This is a genomic window from Streptomyces sp. NBC_00016 (assembly GCF_045040885.1).
Lineage (GTDB): Bacteria > Actinomycetota > Actinomycetes > Streptomycetales > Streptomycetaceae > Streptomyces > Streptomyces coriariae.
On the sequence record NZ_CP108304.1, the window covers coordinates 2,891,947 to 2,918,391 of the forward strand.

A 26,445-nucleotide genomic window follows, 5' to 3' on the forward strand; every position below is an offset into this window, starting at 1 on the left:
GCTACGACGCCGGCGCCCTCGGCACCGACACGGTCGCCGTCAGCCCACTGGGCTCGTGATGGCCGTACGAGAGGGAGCCGCCGCCCGCCGCGAGCAGGGCGCGGGAGATGGACAGGCCCAGACCCGAGCCCTTGATGTTCTGGTGGCGGCCGCTGCGCCAGAAACGGTCGCCCACGCGGGTGAGTTCCTCGTCGGTCAGCCCGGGCCCGTTGTCGGTGACGACGACGGTCGAGGTCTCGCCGTCGGCCGTGACCGTGACCGTGACGCTCTCTCCCTCCGGGGTGAACTTCACCGCGTTGTCGATCACGGCGTCCAGCGCGCTGGACAGCGTCACCGGGTCGGCCCATGCCGTGGTGGGCGGGCAGTCGCCGATCAGCCGGACACCCTTGGCCGCGGCGGTGGGGGCCCAGGCGGCCACGCGCTCGGTGGCCAGCGCGCCGATGTCGGTGACCCGCAGGTCGGCCTCCGCGTGCTCGGCCAGGGCCAGGTCGAGCAGGTCGTCCAGGACCTGGGCCAGGCGCTTGCCCTCGTTCTGGACGGAGGCGATCTCCTCGTTGCCCTCCGGGAGCTCGTACCCGAGCAGTTCGATGCGCAGCAGCAGTGCGGCGAGCGGGTTGCGCAGTTGGTGCGAGGCGTCGGCGACGAAGGCGCGCTGCTGCTCCAGCACGTCCTCGACGTTGTCCGCCATCTCGTTGAACGCCCCGGCCAGTCGCCGGAGTTCCGGGGGCCCGCCGGCCACCGCGACCCGGGACTTCAGGCGGCCGCTCGCGATCTCGTGGGTGGTGGCGTCCAGGACCCGCACCGGCCGCAGCACCCAGCCGGTCAGCCGCAGGGCGGCACCGATGGCCAGCAGCATCGCGGCGATCTCGCCCGCGCCGACCACCAGCCAGCCGTGCAGGATCCGCGACCGCATCGGCCCGGTGGGCGAGTCGGTGACGACGACGGCGACGACATCACCGTCCCGGATGACCGGCGAGGCCACGACGAGCCGGTTGCGCTGCCATGGCCACACCTGCCGGGGGTCGTGGCTGCGACGGCTGAGCAGCGCCTCCTCGAAGGCTTCCCGCACCTCCCCCGTTTCGGGGAGGTACCAGTCCCTCGGGGCATGAGCCATGGGGGTGTCGGTGCCGTAGAAGACACCGGCACGAATGCCGTAGACGTCGTAGTAGCTGTCGAGCTCCCGGCTGAGCGTCGCGCGTCGCTCGTTCGTGGCCGACGCGGAGTCGTTGACGCCCGACGAGGCGGTGACGAACTGGGCGAGCGCGGCGAACCGCGCGGTGTCGTCGATGCGGTCGACGACCACGTTCTGCTGTTGGGCGCCCGCCACGCTGACGGCCAGCGGCACCCCGAGGGCCAGCAGCACGGCCGCCATCAGCACGATGAGCAGCGGCAGGAGACGAGTACGCAACCGCGGTCCCCGCTACGCGCCCGGGGCGACGAGCCGGTAGCCGACGCCGCGCACGGTCTCGATCAGCGCGGGCATGCGCAGCTTGGCGCGCAGCGAGGCCACGTGCACCTCCAGGGTGCGCCCGGTCCCCTCCCAGCTGGTGCGCCACACCTCACTGATGATCTGTTCCCGGCGGAAGACCACACCGGGACGCTGGGCGAGCAGCGCCAGCAGGTCGAACTCCTTGCGGGTCAGCTGGACGACCGCACCGTCCACCGTGACGCGCCGGGTGGGCAGTTCGATGTGCACGGGGCCCAGGAGCAGCGCGTCCTCCCCGCCGGCCTCCGGGTCCTCGTGGACGGTACGGCGGCTGACGGCGTGGATACGGGCGAGCAGTTCCCCGGTGTCGTACGGCTTCACCACGTAGTCGTCGGCGCCCAGGTTGAGGCCGTGGATGCGCGAGCGCACGTCGGAGCGGGCGGTCACCATGATCACCGGCGTGGCGGTGCGCTTGCGGATCTTGCCGCAGACCTCGTACCCGTCCTGGTCGGGAAGGCCCAGGTCGAGCAGCACGACCCCGAAGCCGGGGCCCTCCGGGACGAGCGCCTGGAGGGCCTCCTCGCCACTGCGCGCGTGGGTGACGTCGAAACCGTGCCGCTTCAGGACCGCGGACAGCGCGGCGGCGACGTGGTTGTCGTCCTCGACGAGCAGCAGTCTCATGCCGGCCTCCTCCGGTTCATCGGGCATACGGTCTGACTCACTAAAACAGGCGTTCGGTTCTCCGGTCGGGAAAACGCGGGCACACGCGTGTGTGCATCATGGCAGTCACGCTGATGGACGAGGACGCCGTCAAGAGGGTTCCGGTTGCACCGGGCCACCGTTATCCGCCCGATACGCCCGCAGGTCACAAGTGCTACGACACGTGTCCGATTGCTATCGGATCGTGATGCTCAGATTCCCCTCAGATGTAATGACGCTGGTCGCGGCAGGTCACTACTGTCCTCCGAAACCGAGGAGGACGGAGCACCAGAGCGATGACCGAAGTATCGGTGACCAAGGAAGACGCGGTCGCGAGCGGTGAACTGGTCGTCCTGAGGAGCGTCAACAAGCACTTCGGCGCGTTGCACGTTCTCCAGGACATCGACCTCACGATCGACCGCGGCGAGGTCGTCGTGGTCATCGGACCCTCCGGGTCCGGCAAGTCGACCCTGTGCCGCACCATCAACCGCCTGGAGACGATCGACGAGGGCGCGATCACCATCGACGGGAAGCCGCTGCCCCAGGAGGGCAAGGCACTGGCCCGGTTGCGCGCCGACGTCGGCATGGTGTTCCAGTCGTTCAACCTGTTCGCGCACAAGACCGTGCTCGAGAACGTGATGCTCGGCCAGATCAAGGTCCGCAAGACCGACAAGAAGAAGGCCGAGGAGAAGGCGCGCGCCCTCCTCGACCGGGTCGGTGTGGCCACCCAGGCCGACAAGTACCCCGCGCAGCTCTCCGGCGGTCAGCAGCAGCGCGTCGCCATCGCGCGGGCGCTGGCGATGGACCCGAAGGTCATGCTCTTCGACGAGCCGACGTCGGCTCTGGACCCCGAGATGATCAACGAGGTCCTCGAAGTCATGCAGCAGCTGGCCCGGGACGGCATGACGATGATCGTCGTCACCCACGAGATGGGTTTCGCACGATCGGCTGCAAACCGCGTGGTGTTCATGGCGGACGGACGCATCGTCGAAGAGGCTGCGCCCGACCAGTTCTTCAGCAATCCGCGCAGCGACCGTGCCAAGGACTTCCTGTCGAAGATCCTGCACCACTGACCTGCATCTGACGGAACCCGCACCGCACGCAGTACTTCACCACTCTTCTAAGGAAGTTCCTCATGAAGCTTCGCAAGGTCACCGCCGCCTCCGCCGCAGCCCTCGTCCTCGCCCTGACCGCCACCGCCTGCGGCGGCGACGACAACAAGGACGACAGCGGCAGCAGCAGCTCCAGCGGCGGCAGCGGCAAGATCAAGGTCGGCATCAAGTACGACCAGCCCGGCCTCGGTCTGAAGAAGCCCGACGGGTCCTTCGCCGGCTTCGACGTGGACGTCGCGACCTACGTCGCCAAGCAGCTCGGCTACGAGCCGGACCAGATCGAGTTCGTCGAGACCAAGAGCGCCGACCGCGAGAACGCCCTCGCGCGCGGTGACGTGAAGTTCATCGCGGCCACCTACTCGATCAACGACGAGCGCAAGCAGAAGGTCGACTTCGCCGGTCCGTACCTGCTGGCCCACCAGGACCTGCTGGTCAAGTCGGACTCGAAGATCGCCAAGGGTGACGACCTCAACGGCAAGAACCTGTGTTCCGTGACCGGTTCGACCTCGGCGCAGAACGTGCAGAAGTCGATCGCGCCCAAGGCGAACCTCAAGGAGGTGAGCTCCTACTCGGAGTGCATCGCCGGTCTCCAGAACGGCTCCGTGGACGCGGTCACCACCGACGACTCGATCCTCGCCGGCTTCGCCTCGCAGGAGCAGTACAAGGGCAAGTTCAAGCTCGCGGGCCTGAAGCTCAGCAACGAGAACTACGGCGTCGGCGTCAAGAAGGGCGACTCCGCGACCGTGGACAAGATCAACAAGGCGCTGGAGCAGATGGTCAGCGACGGCGCCTGGCAGAAGGCCGTCGACGCCAACTTCGGCCCGGCCGGCTACAAGAACGAGCCTGCCCCGAAGATCGGCGTCATCGTCCCGAACGCCTCGTAACCACAGCTCAGCAAGCGGGGTATTCGCGGTGCGCCGCCGTCCGTCGCGATCACGGCGGCGGCGCGCCCCGCCCTCCACATAGGCCACCCACCCGGAAGCGCGGGAGATCGTGTTCGACTTTCTTGAAGGTTACGACGTCCTAGGGGCGTTCTGGATGACGGTGAAGCTCACCGCCCTCTCCGCCGTGGGCTCCCTGGTCTGGGGCACCCTGCTGGCCGGGATGCGGGTCAGCCCGGTCCCGCTGATGCGCGGGTTCGGCACCGCCTACGTCAACATCGTCCGGAACATCCCCCTGACGGTCATCATCCTCTTCAGCTCGCTCGGCCTGGCCGACGTCTTCGGAATGACCCTGGGCGCCCAGGACTTCAAGATCCAGGGCTTCCGGCTCGCCGTGCTCGGTCTGTCCGCCTACACCGCGGCCTTCGTGTGCGAGGCGATCCGCTCCGGCATCAACACGGTGCCCATGGGGCAGGCGGAGGCGGCCCGGGCCATCGGGCTGAGCTTCACCCAGACCCTGACGCTCATCGTGCTGCCGCAGGCGTTCCGCTCGGTCATCGGCCCGCTGGCCAACGTCCTGATCGCCCTGACCAAGAACACCACGGTGGCGGCCGCCATCGGCGTCGCCGAGGCCGCCTACCTGATGAAGACGATGATCGAGAACGAGGCGCAGACGCTGCTCATCGGCGCGGTCTTCGCTTTCGGCTTCGTGGTACTGACCCTGCCGACCGGCCTCATCCTCGGCTGGCTCAGCAAGCGACTGGCGGTGAAGCGATGAGCTCGGTCCTCTACGACACTCCCGGCCCCCGCGCCAAGCGGCGCAACGTCCTCTTCTCGGTGGTCTTCTTCGTCCTCCTCGCCCTGCTCCTGTGGTGGGTGTGGCAGAAGATGGACGAGAAGGACCAGCTCACCTCCGCGCTGTGGAAGCCGTTCACCGAGTCCGAGGCCTGGACGACGTACCTGCTGCCCGGCCTCGAGAACACGCTCAAAGCGGCCGCGCTCTCCATGGTGATCGCCCTTCCGCTCGGCGCGGTCTTCGGTATCGCCCGCATGTCCGACCACCGGTGGGTGCGGGCCGTGTCCGGCACGGTGGTCGAGTTCTTCCGGTCGATCCCGGTACTGCTGCTGATGCTGTTCGCCAACGAGTTCTACGCCCGCTCCACGGACGTCACCAGCGAGGACCGGCCCCTCTACGCCGTCGTCACCGGCCTGGTGCTCTACAACGCCTCGGTCCTCGCCGAGGTCGTCCGGGCCGGCATTCTCTCCCTGCCCAAGGGACAGACGGAGGCCGCGTACGCGATCGGCCTGCGCAAGGGCCAGACGATGACCAGCATCCTGCTTCCGCAGGCGGTCACCGCGATGCTCCCGGCGATCGTCAGCCAGCTGGTGGTCATCGTGAAGGACACCGCGCTCGGCGGTGTGATGCTCGGGTTCCCCGAGCTGCTCAACTCCCGCGGCACGCTGGCGGCCAACTACGCCAACGTGATCCCGAGCTTCATCGTCGTCGCGATCATGTTCATCGTGCTGAACTTCATCCTCACCAGCTTCGCGAGCTGGCTGGAGCGCTACCTGCGGCGCAGCAAGCGCAGCACGGGCGCGGTGCTCGGCGTCGACAAGGTGGACGACCTGAACGCGGCGGAGGTCGGCGGCGGCTTCGGAAGCGGCGCGTCCGCCTGACGCCCGCTCAAGTGGTGTGACCTGTACGGAGGCAGTGGCGTGCGCGCCGCTGCCTCCGTCACTTGACGCAAGCAGCGGCAATGGGTTGCATACGTTCTGTGATCGTGCACCCTGCTCCTACCTCTTGTTCCCTTACGTCCCTGAGGACACCGTCGTGGGCAGGGGGCGGCACGCCGTGGACCCGGTGATCATCGTCGGAGCGGGGCCGGTGGGGCTCACGCTCGCCCTGGCGCTGGCGCGCCAGCAGGTGCCGTCCGTGGTCCTCGACGAGGGCCCCGGCAAGGACGAACCACGGCTCGCGCGCACCGTCGTCCTGCGCGAGGACACCGCGGCCCTGATCGAGCGGCTCACCGGAACGTCCCTCGACGGGGCCGGGGTCCACTGGGCCGGATGGCGGTCGATGCGGCGCAAGCAGGTGACACGCGAGGTCAGGTTCGACGACGCAACGGATCCCGCTCCCCTGCACATCGCCCAGCATGTGCTGACGGGCGTCCTGCGCGCCGCCCTCGTGAGCCAGCGGCTGGTGAAGATCGCCGTGGACAGCCGCCTGGACGGCATCGAGCAGGAACCTTCCGGTGTCACGGCCCACACGCGCGGCCCTCAGGGCACCTGGTGGCGGGGCAGCCATCTGGTCGGCTGCGACGGCCCTCGCTCCACCGTCCGCAAACTCCTCGACATCCGCTTTCCCGGCCGTACCGCGGTGGAACGACACGCCGTAGCGGCGCTGCGCACGGAACTTCCGTGGCCCGACGAGGCGTTGCTCCATCGGACACCGCCGTGGCGGGTGTCCGGTCCCTCCGCCGGGGAAGTCACCGGACGCCCGCTGCCGGACGGCGTCTGGCGCCTGGACTGGCTGCTGCCGCCCGGCAAGGACCTCGTCACGCCCGAGCTGCTGGTGGCCCGCATCCGCGAGACGCTGGCGGGCTGGAGCGGCGGTTCCACACCCGCCTACGAGCTGCTCGACACCGGTGTCCACACCGTGCACCACCGACTGGCCCGCCGCTGGCGCGTGGGGCGGGTCTTCGTCGCCGGGGACGCCGCGCATCTGCTCGGCGCGTTCGGCACCCAGGGCCTCGACGAGGGCCTGCGGGACGCCGACAACCTGGCCTGGAAGCTGGCCCTGGCCTGGCATCACGGGTCGCACGAGGCGCTGCTCGACAGCTACCAGGCGGAGCGGCGCGCGGCCGTCGCCGCCCGGCTGCGCGCCGCCGACCAGGCACTGCCGGTGCTGCGCGGCGGCGCGGGGATAAGGGCGTACGTCCCCGGCACGGCCCGCGGTCACGACGTGCTGCTCACCGACGGTCACCTGGGCCGCGGTCCGCTGGGCGCGCCGGGCACCTACGACGGCTCGCCGCTCGCGCCCCGGCATCTGGAGGCGGAGGTGCCGGTGGACACGCCTCCCGGCGCACCGGTCGAGGACGTGCGCGTGACCGCGGAGGACGGCTCGTTCGTACGGCTGCGGGACCGGCTGGGGCGCGGCGCCCTGCTCGTCCTGCTGATCGCACCCGGCACCGGCGTGTGGGAGCGCAGGCACTGGGTGGGCGCCGGGATCATGCCCCGGCTCGCCGCCGCGGTGACGGCCCTGCCGAGCCCGGCCGAGCTGCTGGTGGCCGAGAGCTATCCGGGCGCTGCCGCGCACACCGTCCTGCTGATCCGGCCCGACGGCCATCTGGTCACCGCGCTCAACGGAGTACGCGCGGCCGACCTGTACGCGGCGGCGGAGGCGACGGTGGGCGGGCCCACGGGGGCACGGGAGACGTCCGACGCGGGGGCCACGGCGGGCTCCGCGGCCAAGTGACGGTACGGCCCCGGCCAAGGGACGGGACCCCACCCGGCGCCCGCCCGCACGAGAACCGTGGGACGACCGGCCGACGACCCGCCGAGAACCGGAGGACTACCGGAGGACGACCGGAGGGGGAGAACCCGATGGGACAGAAAGAGAGCCGTGCCGACAAACGTACGATCGCACCGGCTGTGACTGTGCGGTCCACATGGTGACAGTGAGTTGACCGGGGTGCACCGGCGTGGTGTACTCCGGATCGTGACCGACACCGATGTGCGCCTGTGGCGGAGGGTCCATATGGACCTCGTCCGCTATGCGGGCTGCGTGTGTCGCCCGTCCTGCTGAATTCGCATCCCTGTCCCACCGGCGCGTGCCGCCGATGCGCACCTCACCCCGTGCGCGGCCGCGCGCTCCCCGCGAACGTTCTCAGGACGGTCTCCATGTCTGTCTCTTCCCCCGTGCCCAGCACCGCCGTCGCCGCACCATCGCAGGCGGACCTCCTCGACTTCGTCCGGCGCACGGCAGCCGACGCCGAGCTGATCGCCTCGCTCCCGCTCGACCCGGAGGGCCGCACCTGGGTGCGCCTGGAGGGCCCCGGCGGCAGCGAGGCCTGGCTGATCGGCTGGCCGCCCGGCACCGGCACCGGCTGGCACGACCACGCCGACTCGGTCGGCGCCTTCCTGACCGCACAAGGTGAGCTGAAGGAGTACTCGCTCGCCGCGCGGCTGCCCACCGACGGCTGGAAGACCCTGGAGCTGACGGACGACGTGGACCGGGAGCGCACACTGCCGGCCGGCCGGGGCCGCTCCTTCGGACGACACCACGTCCACGAGGTCCTCAACCGGTCCACCGAGGAACACGCCGTCTCCGTCCACGCCTACTACCCCCCGCTGCCGCGCATCCGCCGCTACAGCCGTACGGGACACGTGCTGCGGCTGGAGCAGGTCGAGCGCCCGGAGGACTGGCAGTGAGCGGCCCGGTCATACCTCAGGAGCGGCGACCCGACGGCGAGCGGCCGACGGGCGTGGACGAGCTGCTCGAGCGGGTGCGTGCGGGGTACGCGCGCGTGGAGGCGCGAGAGGCGTACGAGGCCGCCCGCGCGGGTGAGGCACTGCTGATCGACATCCGGTACGCGGCCCTGCGCGAGCGGGACGGTCTGATCCCCGGTGCCCTGGTCGTCGAGCGCAACGAACTGGAGTGGCGCCTCGACCCCCAGGGCAGTCACCGCCTCCCCGAAGCCACGAGTCATGACGTACGGGCGGTCGTGATCTGCAACGAGGGCTACGCGTCGAGCCTGGCCGCCGCTTCCCTGCACCAACTGGGGCTGCACCGGGCCACCGACCTCGTCGGCGGTTTCCAGGCGTGGCGGGCGGCGGGGCTCCCCGTGACGTCGTAGCGGGGCTGCGGCGCGCCGGGCTCAGTCCCGCGGCGGGCAGTACAGCGGGGCCGTGTCCGCGTTGTCCCGGGTGACCAGGCGGACGGGCGTCTTGTCGATCCTGTCGGCCCTCTGGTCCTTGCGGAGCAGGGAGACGACGTTCTGCACCGCCAGTTCACCGGTGTCCGCGGCCGAGTTGGAGACCGTGGCGGCGAGGCTGCCGGCCTTGAGCGCGGCCAGTGCCTCGTCGGTGCCGTTCACCGTCACGATCCTGACATCCTCGGCCCCGGCCGCGTCGAAGGCCTTACGGGCGGCGAACGCCATCTCCTCATTGGCGACGAAGGCGTAGTCCAGGCCGGGATTGTCCTTGATCATGGCCGCGGCTACCGTCCGCGCCTTGACGGGGTCGTACATGCCGGGCCGGCTCGCGACCACCTCGGCATTGTCCGGCAGCTTCTGGGTGAAGGCCTCGGTGAGCAGGTCGGAGGCGGCACCGGGGGCTCCCGCGATCACCGCGACGCTCACCGCGCGGCCGGCGGCGTCCCGCTCGATCCACTCGGCGTCCAGCTCCCCCACCTCCTTCAGATCGACCACGACGGCCCCCAACAGGTCGGACGTGTCGTCGGGGGCGACCGAGGTGAGGAAGATCGGCACCCCGGCTGCCTTCGCCTCCGCGATGTCCCCCTTGAGGGCCTCGACGTCGACGGTCTGCACGATCAGCGCGTCCACCTTGCGGGCGATCATGGCCTCGATGTTGGAGACCTCCGTGTCGCCGTCCTGGCGCGAGTTGGCCGTGAAGAGATGGACGCCGTTGTTGCGGGCCGTCTTCTCGACGGACTCCTGAAGGCACGTATGGAACTCGGTGGTACCGCCGTTGACGAAGCCCAGCGTGATCCTCCCCTTGACCGCGTCCGCTGGTGCCGTGGCCTGCGAGGGCCACACTCCACAGCCGGTGAGCAGCAGACCGGCGCCGAGGACCGACACGACGAGCGGTCTTCGGGAGCGGGTGGGCACGGGCATGGCGGGGCCGCCTTTCAGGAGGTGCGGGAGACAACCCCCGCAAGTCAGAAGGGGGTTGGCGGCAGCAGACGGTACCGGCAGGCCGGGCGAGCTCACCCCTCCGGGAGCGCAAGGTAATCCTGCGCTCCCCGGGGGTCTCGGAGATCACGCCTCCCGGCAGAAGGACGGGGGATCGCTCACTCCTGCGCCGTCGCCACCGTCACCGCGCGCACCCGCAGCGCCACGCGTCCCGGCACAGCGGTGGCGACCAGCGCGAGCAGCCCGGCCCCGGCGACCACCGTGGCGTACACGAGCGGTACGACCGCCGGCGCAGCCCGCCCGGTCATGCCGATGCTGAACGCGGTCAGGACCGCCAAGGCGATGGCACTGCCGAGGGCGACGGCGAGGAGCAGGACCGCCAGGGCCTCGGTACGCAGCATGCGCAGCACCTGCCGACGGGTCGCACCCGCGAGGCGCAACAGCGCGAACTCCCGGACCCGCTCGGCGACCGACATGGCGAGCGTGTTGACCACGGCGATCGCCGTGAACGCCACCACGAGTCCCATGGCCAGGAAGTTGACCTCGGCGTTCGCCTGCTCCCGCTCGGCCCGCAGCGAGTCGGCCGCGGCCGGCGACATCACCCGGAGTCCCGGGAACTCACGCAGCGTGGTCGCGAGTTGTCTCTGTGTACGGGCCGTGCTGACGAGCAGGGAGGAGGCGAGCGGGTTGTCGACGTGGTGGGCGACCAGGTCGTGCGCGAAGGTGAGATCCCCGAAGCCGAGACCCCTGGCATAGACGGCGGCGACGGTGAGCGTGGCGGGCGTGCCGTCGCCGAGCGTGAGCTTCAGGGTGCTTCCCGGCGCCAGGTGGAGCTGGTCCGCGGCCAGTTCACTGACGGCGACGGTGTGCTCGGTGAGCCCGTCGAGGGAGCCGGCGGTGACATCGGGGTCCCAGGTGCGGCTGACGGCGGCCGAAGTGACGCCCTGGGCCGTGTACTTGTCGAGGCCGACCCGGACGGTCGTACGGACCACTTCGGTGACGACATCATGGTGCGTACGCAAGAGTCGAGCCGCTCCGCCGGGCACACCGGGCCCCTGGGCGGTGACGACCCAGTCGGCGCGTACACCCTCGCGGACCTGGGCGCGGGCCGCGTCGCCGAGGGTGGGCTGGACGAACAGCACCGTGCAGGTCATGCCGATGAGCAGGGTGAGCGGGGTGACGACGGAGGCCATGCGGACGGCGTTTCCGTGGAGGTTGGCGGTGGCGAGCCTGCCGCCGGGACCGGTCAGGCGCAGCGGACCGGCGAGGAGAAACGCGGCCGCCTTGACCAGGAGCGGCCCGAGCAGCGCGACGGAGGTGGACAGTACGACGACGGCGAGGAATGTCACGGGCGTCGAGGCGGGCTCGGTGCGCAGGAAGCCGAGCAGGGTGACGAGAGCCGCCCCGGCCGCGAGCAGCAGCAGGCCGGCGAGGAGGCGCCCCCAGCCGGGCCGGGTGCGCTCGGTCCGGGCCTCGGCCAGCGCCTCGGCCGGGCGGATCCGGGCCACTCGGCGGGAGGCGATCCGCGCGGAGGCCCAGGCGCCGAACAGGGTGGCGGCGACGGCGGCGAGCGGCGGGAGCGCGCTCACGGTGTGCTGAAGCGTGGCGGGTACCGCGCCCAGGGCGACGAACCTGCCGTGCAGCCAGGCCCCCAGGGGAAGCCCCAGGAGCGCGCCGGCCGTGCCCGCGGCGAGCGCGACGATCAGGGCCTCGCGCCCGAGGAGGCGGCGGATCTGCCCGGAGGTGGCGGCGATGGCCCGCAGCAGGGCGAGTTCACGGTGGCGCTGCTGGACGGAGAGCGTGAAGGTCCCGACGACGACCAGGACCGCCACGAGCAGCGAGGTGCCGCCCATCGCTCCGCCCATGCTGACCAGCTTGATGCGGGCCGCGGCGGCGTCCAGGAACTCGACGGGCCCTCGGTCGTCACCGGTGCCGACCTGAGCTCGGGTGCCGTGCAGCGCCGTGGCCACGGCCTCGCGGAGCCGGTCCGGGTCGGTGCCCGGACTCGGCAGCACGCCGAACGCGGTGACCTGCCCGGGGTGTGCGGCGAGACGGCGGGCCTCGCCGGTGGAGAAGAAGAGGGCGCTCTGGTGGCGTACGGCTGTGGCGGGGGCGGCGATGCCGCGGACGCGGTAGGTGCGGGGGGCCTGTGTCGACTGGACGGTGAGCCGGTCGCCGGGGGCGAGGCGGGCTCGTGCGGCGAGGTCACTGTCGACGACGACGTCGGTGGCGGTTGCTGGAGCGGCGCCTGCGGTGAGCCGGTAGGGCGTCAGCGCGGCGGAGTCCCAGGCGTGGCCGTAGGCGGGCCTGCCGTCGGCGCCCGATGCACCGGCGGGGATCAACGGTTCGGCGAGGAAGGTGAGTTCGGGGATCACGCGCGCGACACCGGGCGCGGTGGCGAGTCTGCTCTCGAGGTCGGCGGGGAGCCAGGCGCGTTCGGCGATGGGTTTGGCCTTGTGCTTGACCTTGGTCTTGCCCTTCTTGTGCGTGACGGTGGTCCGGTGGACGTTCTGGTCGGCAAAGACCACGACCGGCGCCGCGGCATACCGCTCGGTGCGGATGGTGCCCCGCAGCCCCGTCTCCAGGAGGGTGCCGCAGGCGCTGATCAGGGCGGCCGCGCACAGCAGGGCGAGGAAGGCGCCGAGGAAGCCCGCTTTGCGGGCACGGACGGTCTTCAGGGCATAGCGCAGCATCATGAGGGATCGGCCTCTCTTCCCTCACCGGCGGAGAGGGTCACGGAAGGGGTGGGACCGGGAGAGGAGGCGGGGCCGGCGGGGAAGGCGAGGAAGCGGGTGAGCAGGGTGCGCGCGCCGGGAGGTGTCGCCGATTCGGGTCGCTTGTAGCGGTTGAGGAGAGCGATGTACTCCTCGAAGAAGTCCCGGAGTTCGGGCAGTGTGAGCCGGATGGTGCCGCGCGAGCAGGGGAACGCGTCCGCCCACGGGTCGTCGTCCTCCGCGTCCCTCTGGAGCCGCTCGAAGAGGTCCAGATCGGCTGCGTAGGCATGGTGGTTCAGCTCGTCCATGACGAGCCGCATCTCGGGACTCTGACGGCTGCGCGGGGGGAATCGGCGGTCCCCGGGGACCGCCCGCCACCAGCGCTCCCGATGCGTGGACGGCTCCGCGCGCCTCGCTTCGGCCGGGTGCTCGCCCCGGTGCGCGGGCTTCTCTGCGTCGGTCTCCTCGACGAAGCCGTACCTGGCCAGCTCACGCAGGTGGTAGCTGGTGGATCCGGTGTTCAGACCGAGGGCGCGGGCGAGGGTCGCCGAGGTGGCCGGGCCGTGCAGGGTGAGGTGTTCGAGCATGCGCTGACGGCGTGGCTGGGCGAGCGCCCTGAGCGCGGCGAGGTCGCCGAGTTCTACGGGGGCCGCGGAGGTGTGTTCCGCTTCCGGGGGTTTGTCGGCACCGGGTTCCTGGGGCATGCGTACACACTCGTCTGTGCACAGATGCCTGTGCACTGCGGTGGTCCGGCGTCTTCAGCGGGGGGTTGTCCCCACCCCGCTACCGGAGATCCTGCGTTCAGAACCCCTCGTTCAGAACCCCTCGCCGTCCAGGAACTCCGTGTCCTGGCCCTCCTCCTCCAGCGCCTGCCGTACCACCCGCAGGGCCATGCCCTCGGGATAGCCCTTGCGCGCGAGCATGCCGGCGAGGCGGCGCAGCCTCTTGTCGCGGTCGAGGCCACGGGTCGAGCGCAGCTTGCGGGCGACGAGTTCGCGTGCGGTCTCCTCTTCCTGCTCGGAGTCGAGCCGACCGACGGCCTCCTCGATCAGCTCCGAGTCGACTCCCTTGGTCCGCAGCTCCCGGGCGAGCGCCCGCCGGGCCAGCCCCCGGCCGTGGTGCCGGGACTCCACCCAGGCGTCCGCGAAGGCGCCGTCGTTGATCAGCCCGACCTCCTCGAACCGCGAGAGCACCTCCTCCGCCACCTCGTCCGGGATCTCTCGTTTGCGCAGGGCGTCGGCGAGTTGTTTCCGGGTGCGCGGGGTCCCGGTGAGCAGGCGCAGGCAGATCGCCCGTGCCCGCTCAGCCGGGTCCCCTGAAGACGCCTCCTGCTCGGCCCTCGACGAGGAGGAGGTGCCTTCGTCCTCGGCGGACGGTTCTCCGAAGCCGCGTCGACGGCGCCCACCGCGTGGACCTCCGTCGCCGCCGCGCCGTGCCCGACCGCCACGGGGCCGGTCGTCGCCGTCCGTCCCCTCACCGCGGTGCGAGCCGCCCTCCGGCCGGTCGTCGCCGGCCTGGGCGGGGCCGTCGTCGGCCCCGCCCCCCGCCCCCCGGGGGGTGTCGGGGTGGACGTACTCGGCCCAGTCCGTTCGTCGCGTCACGGATCAGCTCTTGGCAGCCGCGGCCTTGGTCTTGGCCGTCTTGGCCGCGGCAGCCGGAACAGCCTTGGCTGCGTCGTCCGCGGGCGTGCCCGCGGTAGCCGCGGCGACCGCGGCCGGCTCTGCGGCGGGCTCCTCCGGACGCACGCCGACGCCCAGCTTCTCCTTGATCTTCCTCTCGATCTCGTTGGCGAGGTCGGGGTTGTCCTTCAGGAAGTTACGGGCGTTCTCCTTGCCCTGTCCCAGCTGGTCGCCCTCGTACGTGTACCAGGCGCCGGCCTTGCGAACGAAGCCGTTCTCCACGCCCATGTCGATCAGACCGCCCTCGCGGCTGATGCCCTGCCCGTAGAGGATGTCGAACTCGGCCTGCTTGAAGGGGGGCGCGACCTTGTTCTTGACGACCTTGACGCGGGTGCGGTTGCCGACCGCGTCCGTGCCGTCCTTCAGGGTCTCGATGCGTCGGATGTCGAGGCGCACCGAGGCGTAGAACTTCAGCGCCCGGCCACCGGTCGTGGTCTCCGGGGAGCCGAACATCACGCCGATCTTCTCGCGGAGCTGGTTGATGAAGATCGCGGTGGTCTTGGACTGGTTGAGCGCGCTGGTGATCTTCCGCAGTGCCTGGCTCATCAGACGGGCCTGGAGACCGACGTGACTGTCGCCCATCTCGCCCTCGATCTCGGCGCGCGGGACGAGCGCGGCGACGGAGTCGATGACGATGAGGTCGAGGGCGCCGGAACGGACCAGCATGTCCACGATCTCGAGGGCCTGCTCGCCGTTGTCCGGCTGCGAGAGGATCAGGTTGTCGATGTCGACGCCGAGCTTCTTCGCGTACTCGGGGTCGAGGGCGTGCTCCGCGTCCACGAAGGCGACCTGTCCGCCGGCCCTCTGCGCGTTCGCCACGGCGTGCAGCGTCAGCGTCGTCTTACCGGAGGACTCCGGGCCGTACACCTCCACCACGCGGCCTCGCGGCAGCCCGCCGACCCCGAGGGCGACGTCGAGTGCGGTCGACCCGGTGGGGATGACCTCGATGGGCTCGTTCGGTCGCTCGCCGAGACGCATCACGGCGCCCTTGCCGAACTGCCGTTCAATCTGTGCGAGTGCGGCATCCAGTGCCTTCTCGCGGTCGGTTCCTGCCATGGGTTCCACCCGGTTTGCTTGAGTCGATCGCTTCACGTCAAAGACGCTAACGCCTGCCACTGACAATGCGCCCCGACGCCGGTCCGGCCTGTGGATAACTCGGGTGCTTATCCGTCCAAACCTGGACGGAACACCCGACCAGAGTCTCACCGGAGCCTTAATAAGAATGGATGTTCGATTTTCGTGTCAAGCGCACCACGCGGCACTTCCGAGGCTACGTTCACACGCCGACACCACCCCCGATCCTTCTCAAGCGGGCCTCCGTCCCGCACGCTCCCGGCTACTTCCCCGGGCGTACGGCGGGTGTCTTCGGCAGGACGACGACGGCGTACGACATGACCGGGACGCTCGGTGCATGGACCAGCAGAAGACCGGGCACGCCCGCGGCGAAGCGGAAGCCGGGCACCCGATCCCGCACCCGCACCCCATGGACGACCAGGTCGACCAGGACGACCCGTACGTCCGGTACCCCCGACACCGCCGATACCACCTCTACGAGGCGACGGCGCTCCTGCTGATCCTCTCCGGGCTCGTCCACCTCGTGGTGTTCGCCGTCGACGGCGGCCCCTGGAACGGACCCGTCTCCTGGCGCAAGCCGGTGACCTTCGGGCTCTCCTTCGGGGTGACGCTCCTCGCGGTCGTCCGGGTCACTTCGTATGTGCGTGTCGGACCACGGCTGCGCGCCGCGCTGCTCGGGGTGTTCGCCGCCGACTGCGTCGTGGAGGTCGCGGGCATCACCCTCCAGGCGTGGCGCGCGGTGCCCTCGCACCTGGACATGGAGACGCCCTTCGACACGGCCGTGTCCATGGTGTTGGCGGTCGGCGGCGGGGTTCTCGTGGTGCTGCTCGCCGGGTTCGCCGTGGCGTCCTTCCGGCACCGGCCGACGGGCCCGGCAGGGATGGCCCTCGCGGTGCGCTCCGGTTTCGCGATCCTGCTCGTCGCGCTCGCCTCGGGGGCGGCGATGATCGCGCGCGGTGTCGTGCTCACCCGCACCGGACACCAGGAGGCGGCGTACGACTCGACGGCCTCGCTCAAGCCCCTGCACGGGGTGAGCCTGCACGCCGTCCTGGTGCTGCCCGCCCTGGCCTGGCTGGTGTCCCGCACGCCCTGGAGCGAGGCCGTACGCCGGCGGATCGTGGCCGCGGCGGTGGGTTGCTACGCGGCCGCGGTCGGCGCGGCCGGAGTGTGGGCGGTCCTCAAATACTGACCGCCGCTCCCCCTCAGCCGGACGCGTCCCGCGACCCGTCCTGCCGGTGCCGCACCCGCCCCCACAGCCGCCGCGCGCGCGTGAGCGGGCCAAGCCCGTCCCCGCGTCCCCGGTGTCCGTGGACGCGGGGGTCGTCCGTGACGTCGTAGCGCTTCACGTAGGCGCCCAGGAACGCCTGGAGCGTCGCGACCGCCGGGATGGCGATCAGCGCGCCGACGGCCCCGAGAAGGGCGGTGCCCGCGATGACGGAGCCGAAGGCGACGGCGGGGTGGATGTCGACGGTCTTCGAGGTCAGCTTGGGCTGAAGCATGTAGTTCTCGAACTGCTGATAGACCACGACGAAGATGAGCACCCACAGGGCGTACAGGGGCGAGACCGTGAAGGCGATCAGCATGGGCAGGGCCCCCGCCAGATAGGTGCCGATGGTGGGGAGGAACTGCGAGACCACGCCGACCCAGACGGCGAGCACGGGCGCGTACGGGATGCCGAGCGCCTCGAGCAGTACGTAGTGCGCGACGCCGGAGATCAACGCCATCAGTCCGCGCGAGTACAGATAGCCGCCGGTCTTGTCGACGGCGATCTCCCACGCCCGCAGCACCTCGGCCTGCCGGGCGGGCGGCAGGACGGAGCACAGCGCGCGACGCAGGCGCGGTCCGTCGGCGGCGAAGTAGAACGAGAACAGGGCGATGGTCAGCAGCCGGAAGAGACCGCCGAGGACCTGTGTGGAGACGTCGAGCACCCCGGCGGCGCTGTTCTGGGCGTACTTCCTCAGCCACTCGGAGTGGAGCAGGCCCTCCTGGATGTCCACACGCCTGAGGTCGGTGTGGAACGTGGTGTTGACCCAGTTGATCACCGAGTCGAGGTACTCCGGGAAGCCCTCGATCATCTTGATGATCTGACCCGCGAGCATCGAACCCAACAACGTGAAGAAGCCGGCGACCACGATCAGCAGGCCGAAGGAGACCAGGAAGGTGGCCAGCCCCCTGCGCATCCCGCGGGCCGCCATCCGGCTGACCGCCGGCTCGATGGCGAGGGCCAGGAAGAACGCGATCAGGATGTTGAGCAGCAGACCGATGAGCTGGTGGAAGGCCCACAGACCCAGTTGGAACACACCGATGAGAGCGAGCGCGAGCACCATGGCGCGCGGAAGCCAACGCGGCATGCGCGCTCCCTGCTCGGCGCCGCCGTCGGCCGGGGGCGGCCCGGTGGGCGGCTTCGCGCCGAGCGGGGATGTGTGCCGGGCGACCTGCCCGGTCTCGTCAGTGGGTGCCACGGACCAAGTCTCGCCTACGGCACCGACAATCGGAGAACCGCCTCCGATCTTCTTGTGGGATCAGCGCATCTCCTGTGGAACGTTCATCACCGTGCACACCACGCGCCACACGTCCTTGGCCTCCCAGCCGTGGGCCAGCGCCTCGTCCACCGTGCGTCCGCCGAGTTCCGCCATCACGTGATCGCGCGCGAACGTCTGCGCGTACCCCGTACCGAAGTGCTCGTCCATTCGCTGCCAGAAGACCGTCAACCGCATGACACCAGTATCCCGCGCGCGGGGGTGCCCCTCGCCGGGACCGCCTGCCGAGACCGCTTTCCACCCTACGGTCTGACGCATGGCCGAATCCGGAGCATCCCCACTCCCCCCGACGCCCTCGGCGCGCTCCCCGCTCTTCCGCGCCGAGCACTTCGTCTGGCTCACCGCGCGCGTGCTGGAGCAGCGCCTCTTCGCGCACGATTTCCTGCACGGCGCCGCCGACCCCGTCGAGACCGCCCTCGACGCCTACCGCAACGAGGACGGCGGATACGGCCACGCGCTGGAGCCCGATCTGCGCGGCCCCGTGAGCCAGCCCCTGCACACCGTGCGGGCACTGCGTGTCCTGGACTCCGTCGGGCGCCTCGGCGGCCGGCGCGTGGAGCGGGTGTGCCGCTATCTGACCTCGGTCTCCACCGGCGACGGCGCACTGCCGGCGATCCATCCCAGTCAGCGCGGGTACCCGGCGGCACCCTTCATTCCGATCGTGGACGACCCACCCAGCGAACTCCTGTCCACCGGACCGGTGGTGGGCCTGTTGCACCGCAACGACGTGTGGCACGCCTGGCTGTTCAGGGCCACGGACTTCTGCTGGCAGGCGATCGACTCCCTGGAGCGGTCCCATCCCTACGAGATCCAGGCCGCCGTGGCCTTCCTGGACTCCGCCACCGACCGCCCGCGCGCGGAGGCGGCCGCCGACCGGCTGGGCCGCCTGGTGCGCGCGCACCGGCTCGCCGCGCTGGACCCGGACCACCTGGACGCGTATCCGGTCGCACCCGGCTACGCCCCCGGGGAGCACCACTTCCCGTACGACTTCGCGCGGACACCGCACTCGCTAGCGCGGGCGTGGTTCACCGACGACGAGATCGCACGCTCCCTGGACCACCTCGCCGACGATCAGCAGCAGGACGGCGGCTGGCCCATCCGGTGGCGCCGCTGGGCACCCGGCACCGCCCTGGAGGCCCGCCCCATGGTGACGATCGAGGCCCTGCGCACCCTGAGGGCCTACGGCCGCGCCATCGGCTGACCCCGCCCGTCCCGGCGGCGCCCGCCCATCCCCCGGACCGGCCCTGCCCCTCGTCCTTCACCCGCCCAGGGCCCGCACCCCCGCCGTCACCACCACGGCGGCCGCGACGACCAGCAGGAAGGGAGCCCGCAGTATGAGGGCGACGACGGCCGCGGCGAGCCCCGCGGCCCTCGCGTCCAGCACGAGCGCGTGCCCGTCCGCGAAGGTCTGCTGGGCGGTGAGGGCGGCGAGCAGGGCGACGGGAAGCAGGGCGGCGAACCGCCTGACAAGAGGCCGTTCGAGAAGGCCCGCGGGGACGAGCAGTCCGGCGAGCTTGACGGCATAGCAGCCGAGAGCGGTCGCGCCGATCGCGATCCAGGTGTTCAACGCTCCTCCTCCCCCGTGTCGACCCGCCCGGCCGTCCGACCGGCCCGGCGCCTGCCCTCGAGGTACAGGACGACCGGCGCGGCGAGCGCGGCCATCAGCACGGGCACTCCGCCGGGCAGCACAGGCAGCAGGCCCAGCCCCAGGACCACCGCGAGCCCGGCGACGGCCCGCTCGGCGGTGGTCTTCAGCATGGGCGCGAGCAGCGCGAGGAAGACGGCAGGACCGGCCGCGTCGAGCCCCCACGCGTCCGTGTCCCCGATGGCCTCGGCGCCCAGGGCACCCAGCAGCGTGGTGAGGTTCCACAGCACGTACAGCGTCAGCCCGGTGACGCCGAAGCCGATCCGTGCGGCACGCCGCCCGGTCTGGGCGAGCGAGACCGCCGCCGTCTCGTCGATCACCCATTGGGCGGCGAACGGGCGCACCGCGCGCGGGAGCGCAAGCGACTGCGACAGACGCAGGCCGTAAAAGGCGTTGCGCACACCCAGGAAAAAGGCGCCCGCGGCCGCCGTCAGGGGATTGCCACCCGCTGCCAGCGCCCCGACGAGCGCGAACTGGGACGCCCCCGTGAAGACGAGGAGACTGAGCGCGCAGGTCTGCCACACCGAGAGTCCACTGCCCGCCGAGGTCACCCCGAAGGCGAACCCGGAGAGCCCTACGGCGACCCCGACCCCGAGGGCGTCCCGTACGACGGCGGCGTCCGGCCGTCCCCCGCTGTCGGCGCGTATGTCCGTGAGAGCTTTCTGTTCTGCCACGACCCCGACGGTAGGAGCAGCCCTCCGGGCGGGTCTTGTACGTTCTTGCGCTCACGCTGGTACGCCCCTGGAGGGACTCCGACGATCCGGGCGAAGTGGCGGTTGAGGTGCGGCTGATCGGTGAACCCCACCTCGACGGCCGCCTCCGCGGGGGCGGTCCCCGCGTCCAGCAGCCGCCGCGCCCGCCGCACGCGGGCGTCCGTCAGCCAGGCATGGGGCGGCAGCCCGTACGCGTCCCGGAAGGCCCGCAGCAGCGCGAACGAGCTGGTCCCCAGGTCCGCGGCGAGCTCCTCCAGCGTCGGCGGATCGGCCAGCCGCTCCTCCAGCACGCCACGCGCGCGTGCGGCGATCCGTGCCCCGGCCGACCTCACCTCCCGTTGCGGCAGCGGTCCGCCGTTGAGCCGCAGCAGCCGCGTCACAGCCACCCGCAGCAGCGTGTCGGCGGCCAGGGCGTTGCCCTCCTCGGCGGCTCGGAGCACCTGATGCACCAGCCCGACGGCGTACGCGTCGTCCAGCACGGGGCTGACGAATCCCGGGGTGCCACGAAGGGTCGTGGTCTCGGCCGCGATCTCGGCCACCACGTCGGGCGACGGATAGACGGCCCCGTACCGCCAGCCCTCCGGCACGCCGGCCCGCCCGGTGTGCGGCGTGTCCGGATTGACCAGTGCGAGCGCCCCCGCCCCCGCGTACTGATCGGCCCCACGGTGGTGAAAGACCTCCACGCCCTCGGCGATGGCGGCGATCACGAAGTGCTCGTGGGTGTGCCGCACGAAGGTCTTGCGGACATACCGGGCCCGCAGCAGATCGACACCGGGCAGTTCCGCATACCGCCAGTGCCGCGCCCGCTCGCCCGATCCAGAACCCGAATGCACCACCAACCCATTCTCCGCGACACGCCACCGGACCACCGCGCCACCGGTCCACGGCGCCCCGCCGCACGGCGAACGCCGACAGCCCCGGCGTGGAGGGCACCGACAGCCCCGGCACGGGGGGCACCGACAGCCTGGGCCCGGGGAACGCCGTATCTGCGCAGGTCAGAGCAATTGTCAGTGGCCGGGTGCAGGATGGACGCATGGTCAGCTCCGCACACCGAGCCCTCGACGGCTTCTCCCCCGCGACCCGCGGCTGGTTCACGGGGGCGTTCTCCGCGCCCACCGCGGCCCAGGCGGGCGCGTGGCAGGCCATCGGCGAGGGCGCGGACGTGCTGGTGGTGGCCCCGACCGGCTCCGGGAAAACCCTGGCCGCCTTCCTCGCCGCCCTGGACCAGCTCGCCTCGACACCCCCTCCCGCCGACCCGAAGAAGCGCTGCCGGGTCCTCTACGTCTCCCCCCTCAAGGCGCTCGCGGTCGACGTGGAGCGCAATCTGCGCAGCCCCCTGACCGGCATCCGTCAGGAATCCGTGCGTCTCGGCCTGCCCGAACCCGAAATCAAGGTCGGCATCCGCTCCGGCGACACCCCGCCCGCCGAGCGCCGCGCGCTGTCCACCCGCCCCCCGGACATCCTGATCACGACCCCCGAGTCGCTGTTCCTGATGCTCACGTCGGCCACGCGCGACGCGCTGACGGGCATCGAGACGGTGATCCTGGACGAGGTGCACGCGGTGGCGGGCACCAAGCGCGGCGCGCATCTGGCGCTCTCCCTGGAGCGGCTGGACGAACTGCTGCCGAAGCCGGCCCGCCGCATCGGCCTCTCGGCCACGGTCCGGCCGGTCGACGAGGTGGCGCGATACCTCTCCCCGCAGCGCAAGGTGGAGATCGTCCAGCCGAAATCCGGCAAGGAGTTCGACCTCTCGGTCGTCGTCCCGGTGGAGGATCTGGGCGAGCTGGGCGGCTCCCCGGTCGCCGAAGGCTCGGAAGGAGCGGAGCGCCCGTCGATCTGGCCGCATGTCGAGGAGCGGATCGCCGACCTCGTCCAGGCCCACCGCTCCACCATCGTGTTCGCCAATTCCCGCCGTCTCGCCGAACGCCTGTGCAACCGGCTCAACGAGATCGCCTACGAGCGGGCCACCGGCGAGCCGCTGGACGAGCACCACTCGCCCGCGGAGCTCATGGGTGGCTCGGGTGCGGCCCAGGGCGCCCCGCCCGTCATCGCGCGCGCCCACCACGGCTCGGTCTCGAAGGAGCAGCGCGCGCTCGTGGAGGAGGACCTCAAGGCGGGCCGGCTGCCCGCCGTCGTGGCGACCTCCAGCCTCGAGCTCGGCATCGACATGGGCGCGGTGGATCTCGTCGTCCAGGTCGAGTCCCCGCCGTCGGTGGCCTCGGGCCTGCAGCGCGTCGGCCGCGCGGGGCACCAGGTGGGCGCGGTGTCCACCGGTGTGGTCTTCCCGAAGTACCGCGGTGACCTCGTCCAGGCGGCGGTGGTCACCGAGCGGATGCGCACCGGCTCGATCGAGTCCCTGAAGGTCCCCGCCAACCCCTTGGACGTCCTGGCGCAGCAGCTCGTCGCCATGACCGCGCTCGACACCTGGCAGGTCGACGACCTGCTGACCACGGTCCGCCGTGCCGCCCCCTTCGCGTCACTCCCGGAGTCCGCGTTCACCGCGGTCCTGGACATGCTGGCCGGCCGCTACCCGTCCGACGCGTTCGCCGAGCTGCGCCCGCGCGTGGTGTGGGACCGCGTCGCCGGCACGATCACCGGCCGTCCCGGCGCCCAGCGTCTCGCCGTCACCTCCGGGGGCACGATCCCCGACCGCGGCCTGTTCGGCGTCTTCCTGGCGGGCGCCGACCCCAAGAAGGGCGGCGGCCGGGTCGGCGAGCTCGACGAGGAGATGGTGTACGAGTCGCGCGTGGGCGACGTCTTCACGCTCGGCACCAGCTCCTGGCGCATCGAGGACATCACCCGCGACCGCGTCCTGGTCTCCCCCGCCCCCGGCGTCCCTGGCCGCCTGCCGTTCTGGAAGGGCGACCAGCTGGGCCGTCCGCTGGAGCTCGGCCGCGCGGTGGGCGCGTTCCTGCGTGAGGTCGGCTCGCTGCCCAAGGAGGACGCCCGGCTCCGGTTGCTCACCGCGGGCCTGGACGCCTGGGCGGCCGACAACGTGATCTCCTACCTGGACGAGCAGCGTCAGGCCTGCGGACACGTCCCGGACGACCGCACGATCGTCGTGGAGCGCTTCCGGGACGAACTGGGTGACTGGCGGGTCGTCGTCCACTCCCCCTTCGGGGCCCAGGTCCACGCCCCCTGGGCCCTCGCGCTGGGTGCCAAACTCTCCGAGCGCTACGGCATGGACGCCCAGGTCATGCACGCCGACGACGGCATCGTCCTGCGGCTGCCGGACGCCGACCTGATGAGCCTGGACCTGCTCGACCGGGAGCCTTCCAAGGCGGGCACGGAATACGACGCCGAGCAGGCACCGGTCGGCGCGGCCGACGTCGTCTTCGACAAGGGCGAGGTCGATCAGATCGTCACCGATCAGGTTGGAGGCTCGGCCCTGTTCGCGGCCCGCTTCCGCGAGTGCGCCGCCCGCGCGCTGCTGTTGCCGCGCCGCAACCCCGGCAAGCGCACCCCGCTGTGGCAGCAGCGTCAGCGCGCCGCCCAGCTCCTCCAGGTGGCGAGCGAGTTCGGCTCGTTCCCGATCGTCCTGGAAGCGGTCCGCGAGTGCCTCCAGGACGTCTTCGACGTTCCCGGCCTCGTGGAGCTGATGGGTGACCTGGAGGCCCGCAAGGTGCGCCTGGTCGAGGTCACCACTGCGGAGCCGTCGCCCTTCGCCCGCTCCCTGCTCTTCGGTTACGTCGCCCAGTTCCTCTACGAGGGGGACTCCCCGCTCGCCGAGCGCCGTGCGGCCGCCCTCTCCCTGGACTCACGGCTGCTGGCCGAGCTGCTCGGCCAGGCCGAGCTGCGCGAGCTGCTCGACGCCGAGGTCCTCACCGAACTGGAGCGGGAACTCCAGTGGCTCACCGAGGACCGGCGGGTGAAGGACACCGAAGGCATCGCGGACCTCCTGCGCCTCCTCGGCCCGCTCACCGACGCCGAGCTGGCCGAGCGCGGCGCCGAACCGCACTGGGCGCAGGAGCTGGCCGCCGCCCGCCGTGCCATCCGGGTCCGTGTCGCGGGCGCCGACCACTGGGCCGCGATCGAGGACGCGGGGCGGCTTCGCGACGCGCTCGGCACGGCGCTCCCGGTAGGTGTACCGGAGGCCTTCACAGAGCCGGTCAAGGACCCGCTCGGCGACCTCCTCGCGCGGTACGCCCGCACCCACGGACCGTTCACCTCGGCAGACGCGGCCGCCCGCTTCGGCCTCGGCGTGGCGGTGACCGAGGGCGCCCTCCAGCGGCTCTCGGCCGGCGGGCGCGTCGTCCAGGGCGAGTTCCACCCGGCCGGCATCGGCCAGGAGTGGTGCGACGCGACGGTCCTGCGCAGGCTGCGCCGCCGCTCCCTGGCCGCCCTGCGGCACGAGCTGGAGCCGGTCCCGCCGCCCGCGCTCGCCCAGTTCCTGCCCCAGTGGCAGCACATCGGCAAGGGCCACGCCCTGCGCGGCACCGACGGACTGGTGCGCGCCGTCGAGCAGCTCCAGGGCGCTTCGGTGCCCGCCTCGGCCCTGGAGAGGCTCGTCCTGCCGTCCCGCGTGCGGGACTACACCCCCGCGATGCTCGACGAACTCACCGCGGCCGGAGAGGTGGTCTGGGCCGGAGCGGGCGCCCTCCCCGGCAAGGACGGCTGGCTCTCCCTGTACGTGGCGGACGCGGCGCCCCTGCTCCTGCCGCCGCCCCACCCGCTGGAGCTGACGGCACTGCACCAGTCGGTCCTGGACGCCCTCTCCGGGGGCTACGGCCTGTTCTTCCGCCAGATCGCCGACCGGGTCCGTGCCACCACACACCCCGAGGCCACCGACCCGCAGCTCGCCGAGACCGTCTGGGACCTGGCCTGGTCCGGTCGGCTCACCAACGACACGCTCACCCCGCTGCGCGCCCTGCTGGGCTCGGGGCGCACGGCCGGCTCCACGGCCCATCGTGCCAAACGCAGCGTCCCGCGCGGTCGCTACGGCTCGCTGACGGCCGCGGCGCGCCCCGCTTCCCGCGGCGGCCCTCCGACCGTCGGCGGTCGCTGGTCCCTCCTGCCGGCCCACGAGTCCGACCCCACGGTCCGCGCCCACGCCCTCGCCCGTACCCTCCTCGACCGACACGGCGTGGTGACGCGGGGCGCGGTCGCGGCCGAGGGCGTCGAAGGCGGCTTCTCGGCGACGTACCGCATCCTGTCCGTCTTCGAGGAGAGCGGTCAGGCCCGTCGCGGGTATGTGGTCGAAGGCCTCGGCGCGGCACAGTTCGCCATGGACGGCGCCGTGGACCGACTGCGCGCGGTGGCCAACGCCCGCGACCGCGGCGAGCCGCTGCCCGGCCCGAACCCGGCGACGAGCCCCTCGGACGACTTCGCCTTCCCCGACACCTTCCCGGCAGACGCCTGGGACGTCCCCGGCCTCGACGGCCGTCCGTCCTCCCCCTTCGACGCCCCGGCAGCCCCCGCTTCGCCGGACGAGTACATCTCCCCCCGCGACCTCGCCTCCCCGGGCGCCGGCGGCCCGCGCGGGGGCAGCGGCTTCCCGAACGGCTCAGGCGGTCCGAACGGCACAGGCGATCCTTACGGCTCAGGCGGTCCGTACGGCACAGACAGGCAGAACGGCTCGGACCACTCGACCGGCTCGCGCTTCCCCGACCACCGCGATCCCCGGCGCGCCCAGAACCGCAATCGCCACGGCACCGCATCCGGGGCCTCCCGCGCCGTCGTCCTCGCCGCCGCCGACCCTGCGAACGCGTACGGCGCCGCCCTGGGCTGGCCCGAGCCACCGAGCGGCGCCGGGCACAAGCCGGGCCGCAAGGCGGGCTCCCTGGTGGTGCTCGTGGACGGCGAACTGACGCTCTACATGGAGCGTGGCGGCAAGACCCTGCTGGCCTGGCCGTCCACTCCGGACGGCGAGAACACCCCCACCGACGACCCACGCCTGCACACCGCAGCGGAGGCCCTCGCGGAGGCCGCACGCGCGGGCTCCCTCGGCACGGTCACGGTGGAGCGCGTCAACGGCGCCTCGGCCCTCACCTCGCCCATCGGCAGCCTCCTGGAAGGAGCGGGCTTCATCGCGACCCCTCGCGGCCTGCGACTGCGCGCATGACCGCCACCCCCGCCCGGGGCGACTCGCA

Annotated in this window: 23 protein-coding genes; 11 read left to right on the forward strand and 12 right to left on the reverse strand. The window is 71.7% G+C overall.

The genetic code is table 11. The annotated features are described in order from the left end of the window. Window position 1 precedes the first annotated feature (1 nt). Together OG933_RS12635 and OG933_RS12640 are read right to left on the reverse strand one after the other, a co-directional pair. The gene (locus tag OG933_RS12635) at window positions 2-1,408 is read right to left on the reverse strand and encodes an ATP-binding protein (RefSeq protein ID WP_405627112.1); all 1,407 of its coding nucleotides are present in this window, start codon (window positions 1,406-1,408) and stop codon (window positions 2-4) included. Window positions 1,409-1,420: 12 nt separating this feature from the next. Then, a complete protein-coding gene (locus OG933_RS12640) occupies window positions 1,421-2,107 on the reverse strand; it encodes a response regulator transcription factor (RefSeq protein WP_028806022.1) in 687 nt (228 codons plus the stop codon). Window positions 2,108-2,421: 314 nt separating this feature from the next. On the opposite strand from OG933_RS12640, the gene OG933_RS12645 reads away from it, so the two are divergent. From OG933_RS12645 to OG933_RS12680, 8 genes are all read left to right on the forward strand, one after another. Beyond that, window positions 2,422-3,198 (forward strand): amino acid ABC transporter ATP-binding protein, encoded by a 777-nt coding sequence (locus OG933_RS12645; protein ID WP_054243698.1) that lies wholly within the window; start codon window positions 2,422-2,424, stop codon window positions 3,196-3,198. A gap of 62 nt (window positions 3,199-3,260) precedes the next feature. After that, complete coding sequence (locus OG933_RS12650) at window positions 3,261-4,121, forward strand: glutamate ABC transporter substrate-binding protein (protein WP_362527865.1); 861 nt, start codon at window positions 3,261-3,263, stop codon at window positions 4,119-4,121. A gap of 109 nt (window positions 4,122-4,230) precedes the next feature. Then, a complete protein-coding gene (locus OG933_RS12655; protein ID WP_362527867.1) occupies window positions 4,231-4,896 on the forward strand; it encodes an amino acid ABC transporter permease in 666 nt (221 codons plus the stop codon). Further along, entirely contained in the window at window positions 4,893-5,795 is a 903-nt protein-coding gene (locus tag OG933_RS12660) for an amino acid ABC transporter permease (RefSeq protein ID WP_362527869.1), read from the forward strand. The genes OG933_RS12655 and OG933_RS12660 overlap by 4 nt, the downstream gene beginning before the upstream one ends. 175 nt (window positions 5,796-5,970) lie before the next feature. Next, the gene (locus tag OG933_RS12665) at window positions 5,971-7,593 is read left to right on the forward strand and encodes an FAD-dependent monooxygenase (protein WP_405633365.1); all 1,623 of its coding nucleotides are present in this window, start codon (window positions 5,971-5,973) and stop codon (window positions 7,591-7,593) included. A gap of 258 nt (window positions 7,594-7,851) precedes the next feature. Continuing rightward, the gene (locus tag OG933_RS12670; protein WP_309544753.1) at window positions 7,852-7,923 is read left to right on the forward strand and encodes a putative leader peptide; all 72 of its coding nucleotides are present in this window, start codon (window positions 7,852-7,854) and stop codon (window positions 7,921-7,923) included. A gap of 95 nt (window positions 7,924-8,018) precedes the next feature. Then, window positions 8,019-8,549, forward strand: a complete 531-nt coding sequence (locus OG933_RS12675; protein WP_028806019.1) for a cysteine dioxygenase — start codon at window positions 8,019-8,021, stop codon at window positions 8,547-8,549. Further along, a complete protein-coding gene (locus OG933_RS12680; protein WP_020125044.1) occupies window positions 8,546-8,974 on the forward strand; it encodes a rhodanese-like domain-containing protein in 429 nt (142 codons plus the stop codon). The genes OG933_RS12675 and OG933_RS12680 overlap by 4 nt, the downstream gene beginning before the upstream one ends. A 21-nt stretch (window positions 8,975-8,995) precedes the next feature. Here the strand turns inward: OG933_RS12680 and OG933_RS12685 are convergent, their stop codons facing one another. From OG933_RS12685 to recA, 5 genes are all read right to left on the reverse strand, one after another. Further along, the gene (locus OG933_RS12685; RefSeq protein ID WP_362527875.1) at window positions 8,996-9,973 is read right to left on the reverse strand and encodes a sugar ABC transporter substrate-binding protein; all 978 of its coding nucleotides are present in this window, start codon (window positions 9,971-9,973) and stop codon (window positions 8,996-8,998) included. A gap of 176 nt (window positions 9,974-10,149) precedes the next feature. Next, window positions 10,150-12,687, reverse strand: coding sequence for an FtsX-like permease family protein (locus tag OG933_RS12690; protein WP_405627116.1), 2,538 nt, complete (start codon window positions 12,685-12,687; stop codon window positions 10,150-10,152). After that, entirely contained in the window at window positions 12,684-13,409 is a 726-nt protein-coding gene (locus OG933_RS12695) for a helix-turn-helix domain-containing protein (protein ID WP_362527880.1), read from the reverse strand. Before OG933_RS12695 ends, OG933_RS12690 begins: the two co-directional genes overlap by 4 nt. A 111-nt stretch (window positions 13,410-13,520) precedes the next feature. After that, a complete protein-coding gene (recX, locus tag OG933_RS12700; protein ID WP_405627117.1) occupies window positions 13,521-14,306 on the reverse strand; it encodes a recombination regulator RecX in 786 nt (261 codons plus the stop codon). Window positions 14,307-14,309: 3 nt separating this feature from the next. Continuing rightward, window positions 14,310-15,440: a recombinase RecA gene (gene recA / locus OG933_RS12705; protein WP_020125039.1), complete on the reverse strand. Its 1,131-nt coding sequence runs from the start codon at window positions 15,438-15,440 to the stop codon at window positions 14,310-14,312. A 355-nt stretch (window positions 15,441-15,795) separates the two neighbouring features. Here recA and OG933_RS12710 point away from each other — a divergent pair, with 355 nt between their 5' ends. Next, window positions 15,796-16,647, forward strand: coding sequence for a hypothetical protein (locus tag OG933_RS12710; RefSeq protein ID WP_405627119.1), 852 nt, complete (start codon window positions 15,796-15,798; stop codon window positions 16,645-16,647). 13 nt (window positions 16,648-16,660) lie between these two features. Here OG933_RS12710 and OG933_RS12715 read toward each other — a convergent pair whose 3' ends face one another. Continuing rightward, window positions 16,661-17,920, reverse strand: a complete 1,260-nt coding sequence (locus OG933_RS12715) for an AI-2E family transporter (protein ID WP_405627120.1) — start codon at window positions 17,918-17,920, stop codon at window positions 16,661-16,663. Between the two features lie 60 nt (window positions 17,921-17,980). Continuing rightward, window positions 17,981-18,175 (reverse strand): DUF3046 domain-containing protein, encoded by a 195-nt coding sequence (locus OG933_RS12720; RefSeq protein WP_362527888.1) that lies wholly within the window; start codon window positions 18,173-18,175, stop codon window positions 17,981-17,983. Between the two features lie 79 nt (window positions 18,176-18,254). On the opposite strand from OG933_RS12720, the gene OG933_RS12725 reads away from it, so the two are divergent. Continuing rightward, entirely contained in the window at window positions 18,255-19,199 is a 945-nt protein-coding gene (locus OG933_RS12725; protein WP_362527890.1) for a hypothetical protein, read from the forward strand. 57 nt (window positions 19,200-19,256) lie between these two features. Here OG933_RS12725 and OG933_RS12730 read toward each other — a convergent pair whose 3' ends face one another. From OG933_RS12730 to OG933_RS12740, 3 genes are read right to left on the reverse strand one after another with little or no spacing between them, the layout of a single operon-like run. Further along, window positions 19,257-19,565 (reverse strand): AzlD domain-containing protein, encoded by a 309-nt coding sequence (locus OG933_RS12730; protein ID WP_327185417.1) that lies wholly within the window; start codon window positions 19,563-19,565, stop codon window positions 19,257-19,259. Next, a complete protein-coding gene (locus OG933_RS12735; RefSeq protein WP_362527894.1) occupies window positions 19,562-20,317 on the reverse strand; it encodes an AzlC family ABC transporter permease in 756 nt (251 codons plus the stop codon). Before OG933_RS12735 ends, OG933_RS12730 begins: the two co-directional genes overlap by 4 nt. After that, the gene (locus OG933_RS12740; RefSeq protein ID WP_365118286.1) at window positions 20,218-21,192 is read right to left on the reverse strand and encodes an AraC family transcriptional regulator; all 975 of its coding nucleotides are present in this window, start codon (window positions 21,190-21,192) and stop codon (window positions 20,218-20,220) included. Before OG933_RS12740 ends, OG933_RS12735 begins: the two co-directional genes overlap by 100 nt. Window positions 21,193-21,389: 197 nt before the next feature. Here OG933_RS12740 and OG933_RS12745 point away from each other — a divergent pair, with 197 nt between their 5' ends. Further along, window positions 21,390-26,417 carry an ATP-dependent helicase gene (locus OG933_RS12745; RefSeq protein ID WP_405627123.1) on the forward strand — a complete coding sequence of 1,676 codons (5,028 nt, stop codon included), beginning with the start codon at window positions 21,390-21,392 and terminating at the stop codon, window positions 26,415-26,417. The last annotated feature ends 28 nt before the right edge of the window (window positions 26,418-26,445 follow it).

Bases quoted from the DNA above. Each gene is read 5' to 3' on its own strand.
- OG933_RS12690 (WP_405627116.1), bottom strand. From the start codon at position 12,687: ATGATGCTGCGCTATGCCCTGAAGACCGTCCGTGCCCGCAAAGCGGGC.
- OG933_RS12675 (WP_028806019.1), top strand. From the start codon at position 8,019: ATGTCTGTCTCTTCCCCCGTGCCCAGCACCGCCGTCGCCGCACCATCG.
- OG933_RS12645 (WP_054243698.1), top strand. From the start codon at position 2,422: ATGACCGAAGTATCGGTGACCAAGGAAGACGCGGTCGCGAGCGGTGAA.
- OG933_RS12745 (WP_405627123.1), top strand. From the start codon at position 21,390: ATGGTCAGCTCCGCACACCGAGCCCTCGACGGCTTCTCCCCCGCGACC.
- OG933_RS12685 (WP_362527875.1), bottom strand. From the start codon at position 9,973: ATGCCCGTGCCCACCCGCTCCCGAAGACCGCTCGTCGTGTCGGTCCTC.
- OG933_RS12695 (WP_362527880.1), bottom strand. From the start codon at position 13,409: ATGCCCCAGGAACCCGGTGCCGACAAACCCCCGGAAGCGGAACACACC.
- OG933_RS12710 (WP_405627119.1), top strand. From the start codon at position 15,796: ATGGACCAGCAGAAGACCGGGCACGCCCGCGGCGAAGCGGAAGCCGGG.
- OG933_RS12725 (WP_362527890.1), top strand. From the start codon at position 18,255: ATGGCCGAATCCGGAGCATCCCCACTCCCCCCGACGCCCTCGGCGCGC.
- recA (WP_020125039.1), bottom strand. From the start codon at position 15,440: ATGGCAGGAACCGACCGCGAGAAGGCACTGGATGCCGCACTCGCACAG.
- OG933_RS12720 (WP_362527888.1), bottom strand. From the start codon at position 18,175: ATGCGGTTGACGGTCTTCTGGCAGCGAATGGACGAGCACTTCGGTACG.
- OG933_RS12640 (WP_028806022.1), bottom strand. From the start codon at position 2,107: ATGAGACTGCTGCTCGTCGAGGACGACAACCACGTCGCCGCCGCGCTG.
- OG933_RS12650 (WP_362527865.1), top strand. From the start codon at position 3,261: ATGAAGCTTCGCAAGGTCACCGCCGCCTCCGCCGCAGCCCTCGTCCTC.
- OG933_RS12660 (WP_362527869.1), top strand. From the start codon at position 4,893: ATGAGCTCGGTCCTCTACGACACTCCCGGCCCCCGCGCCAAGCGGCGC.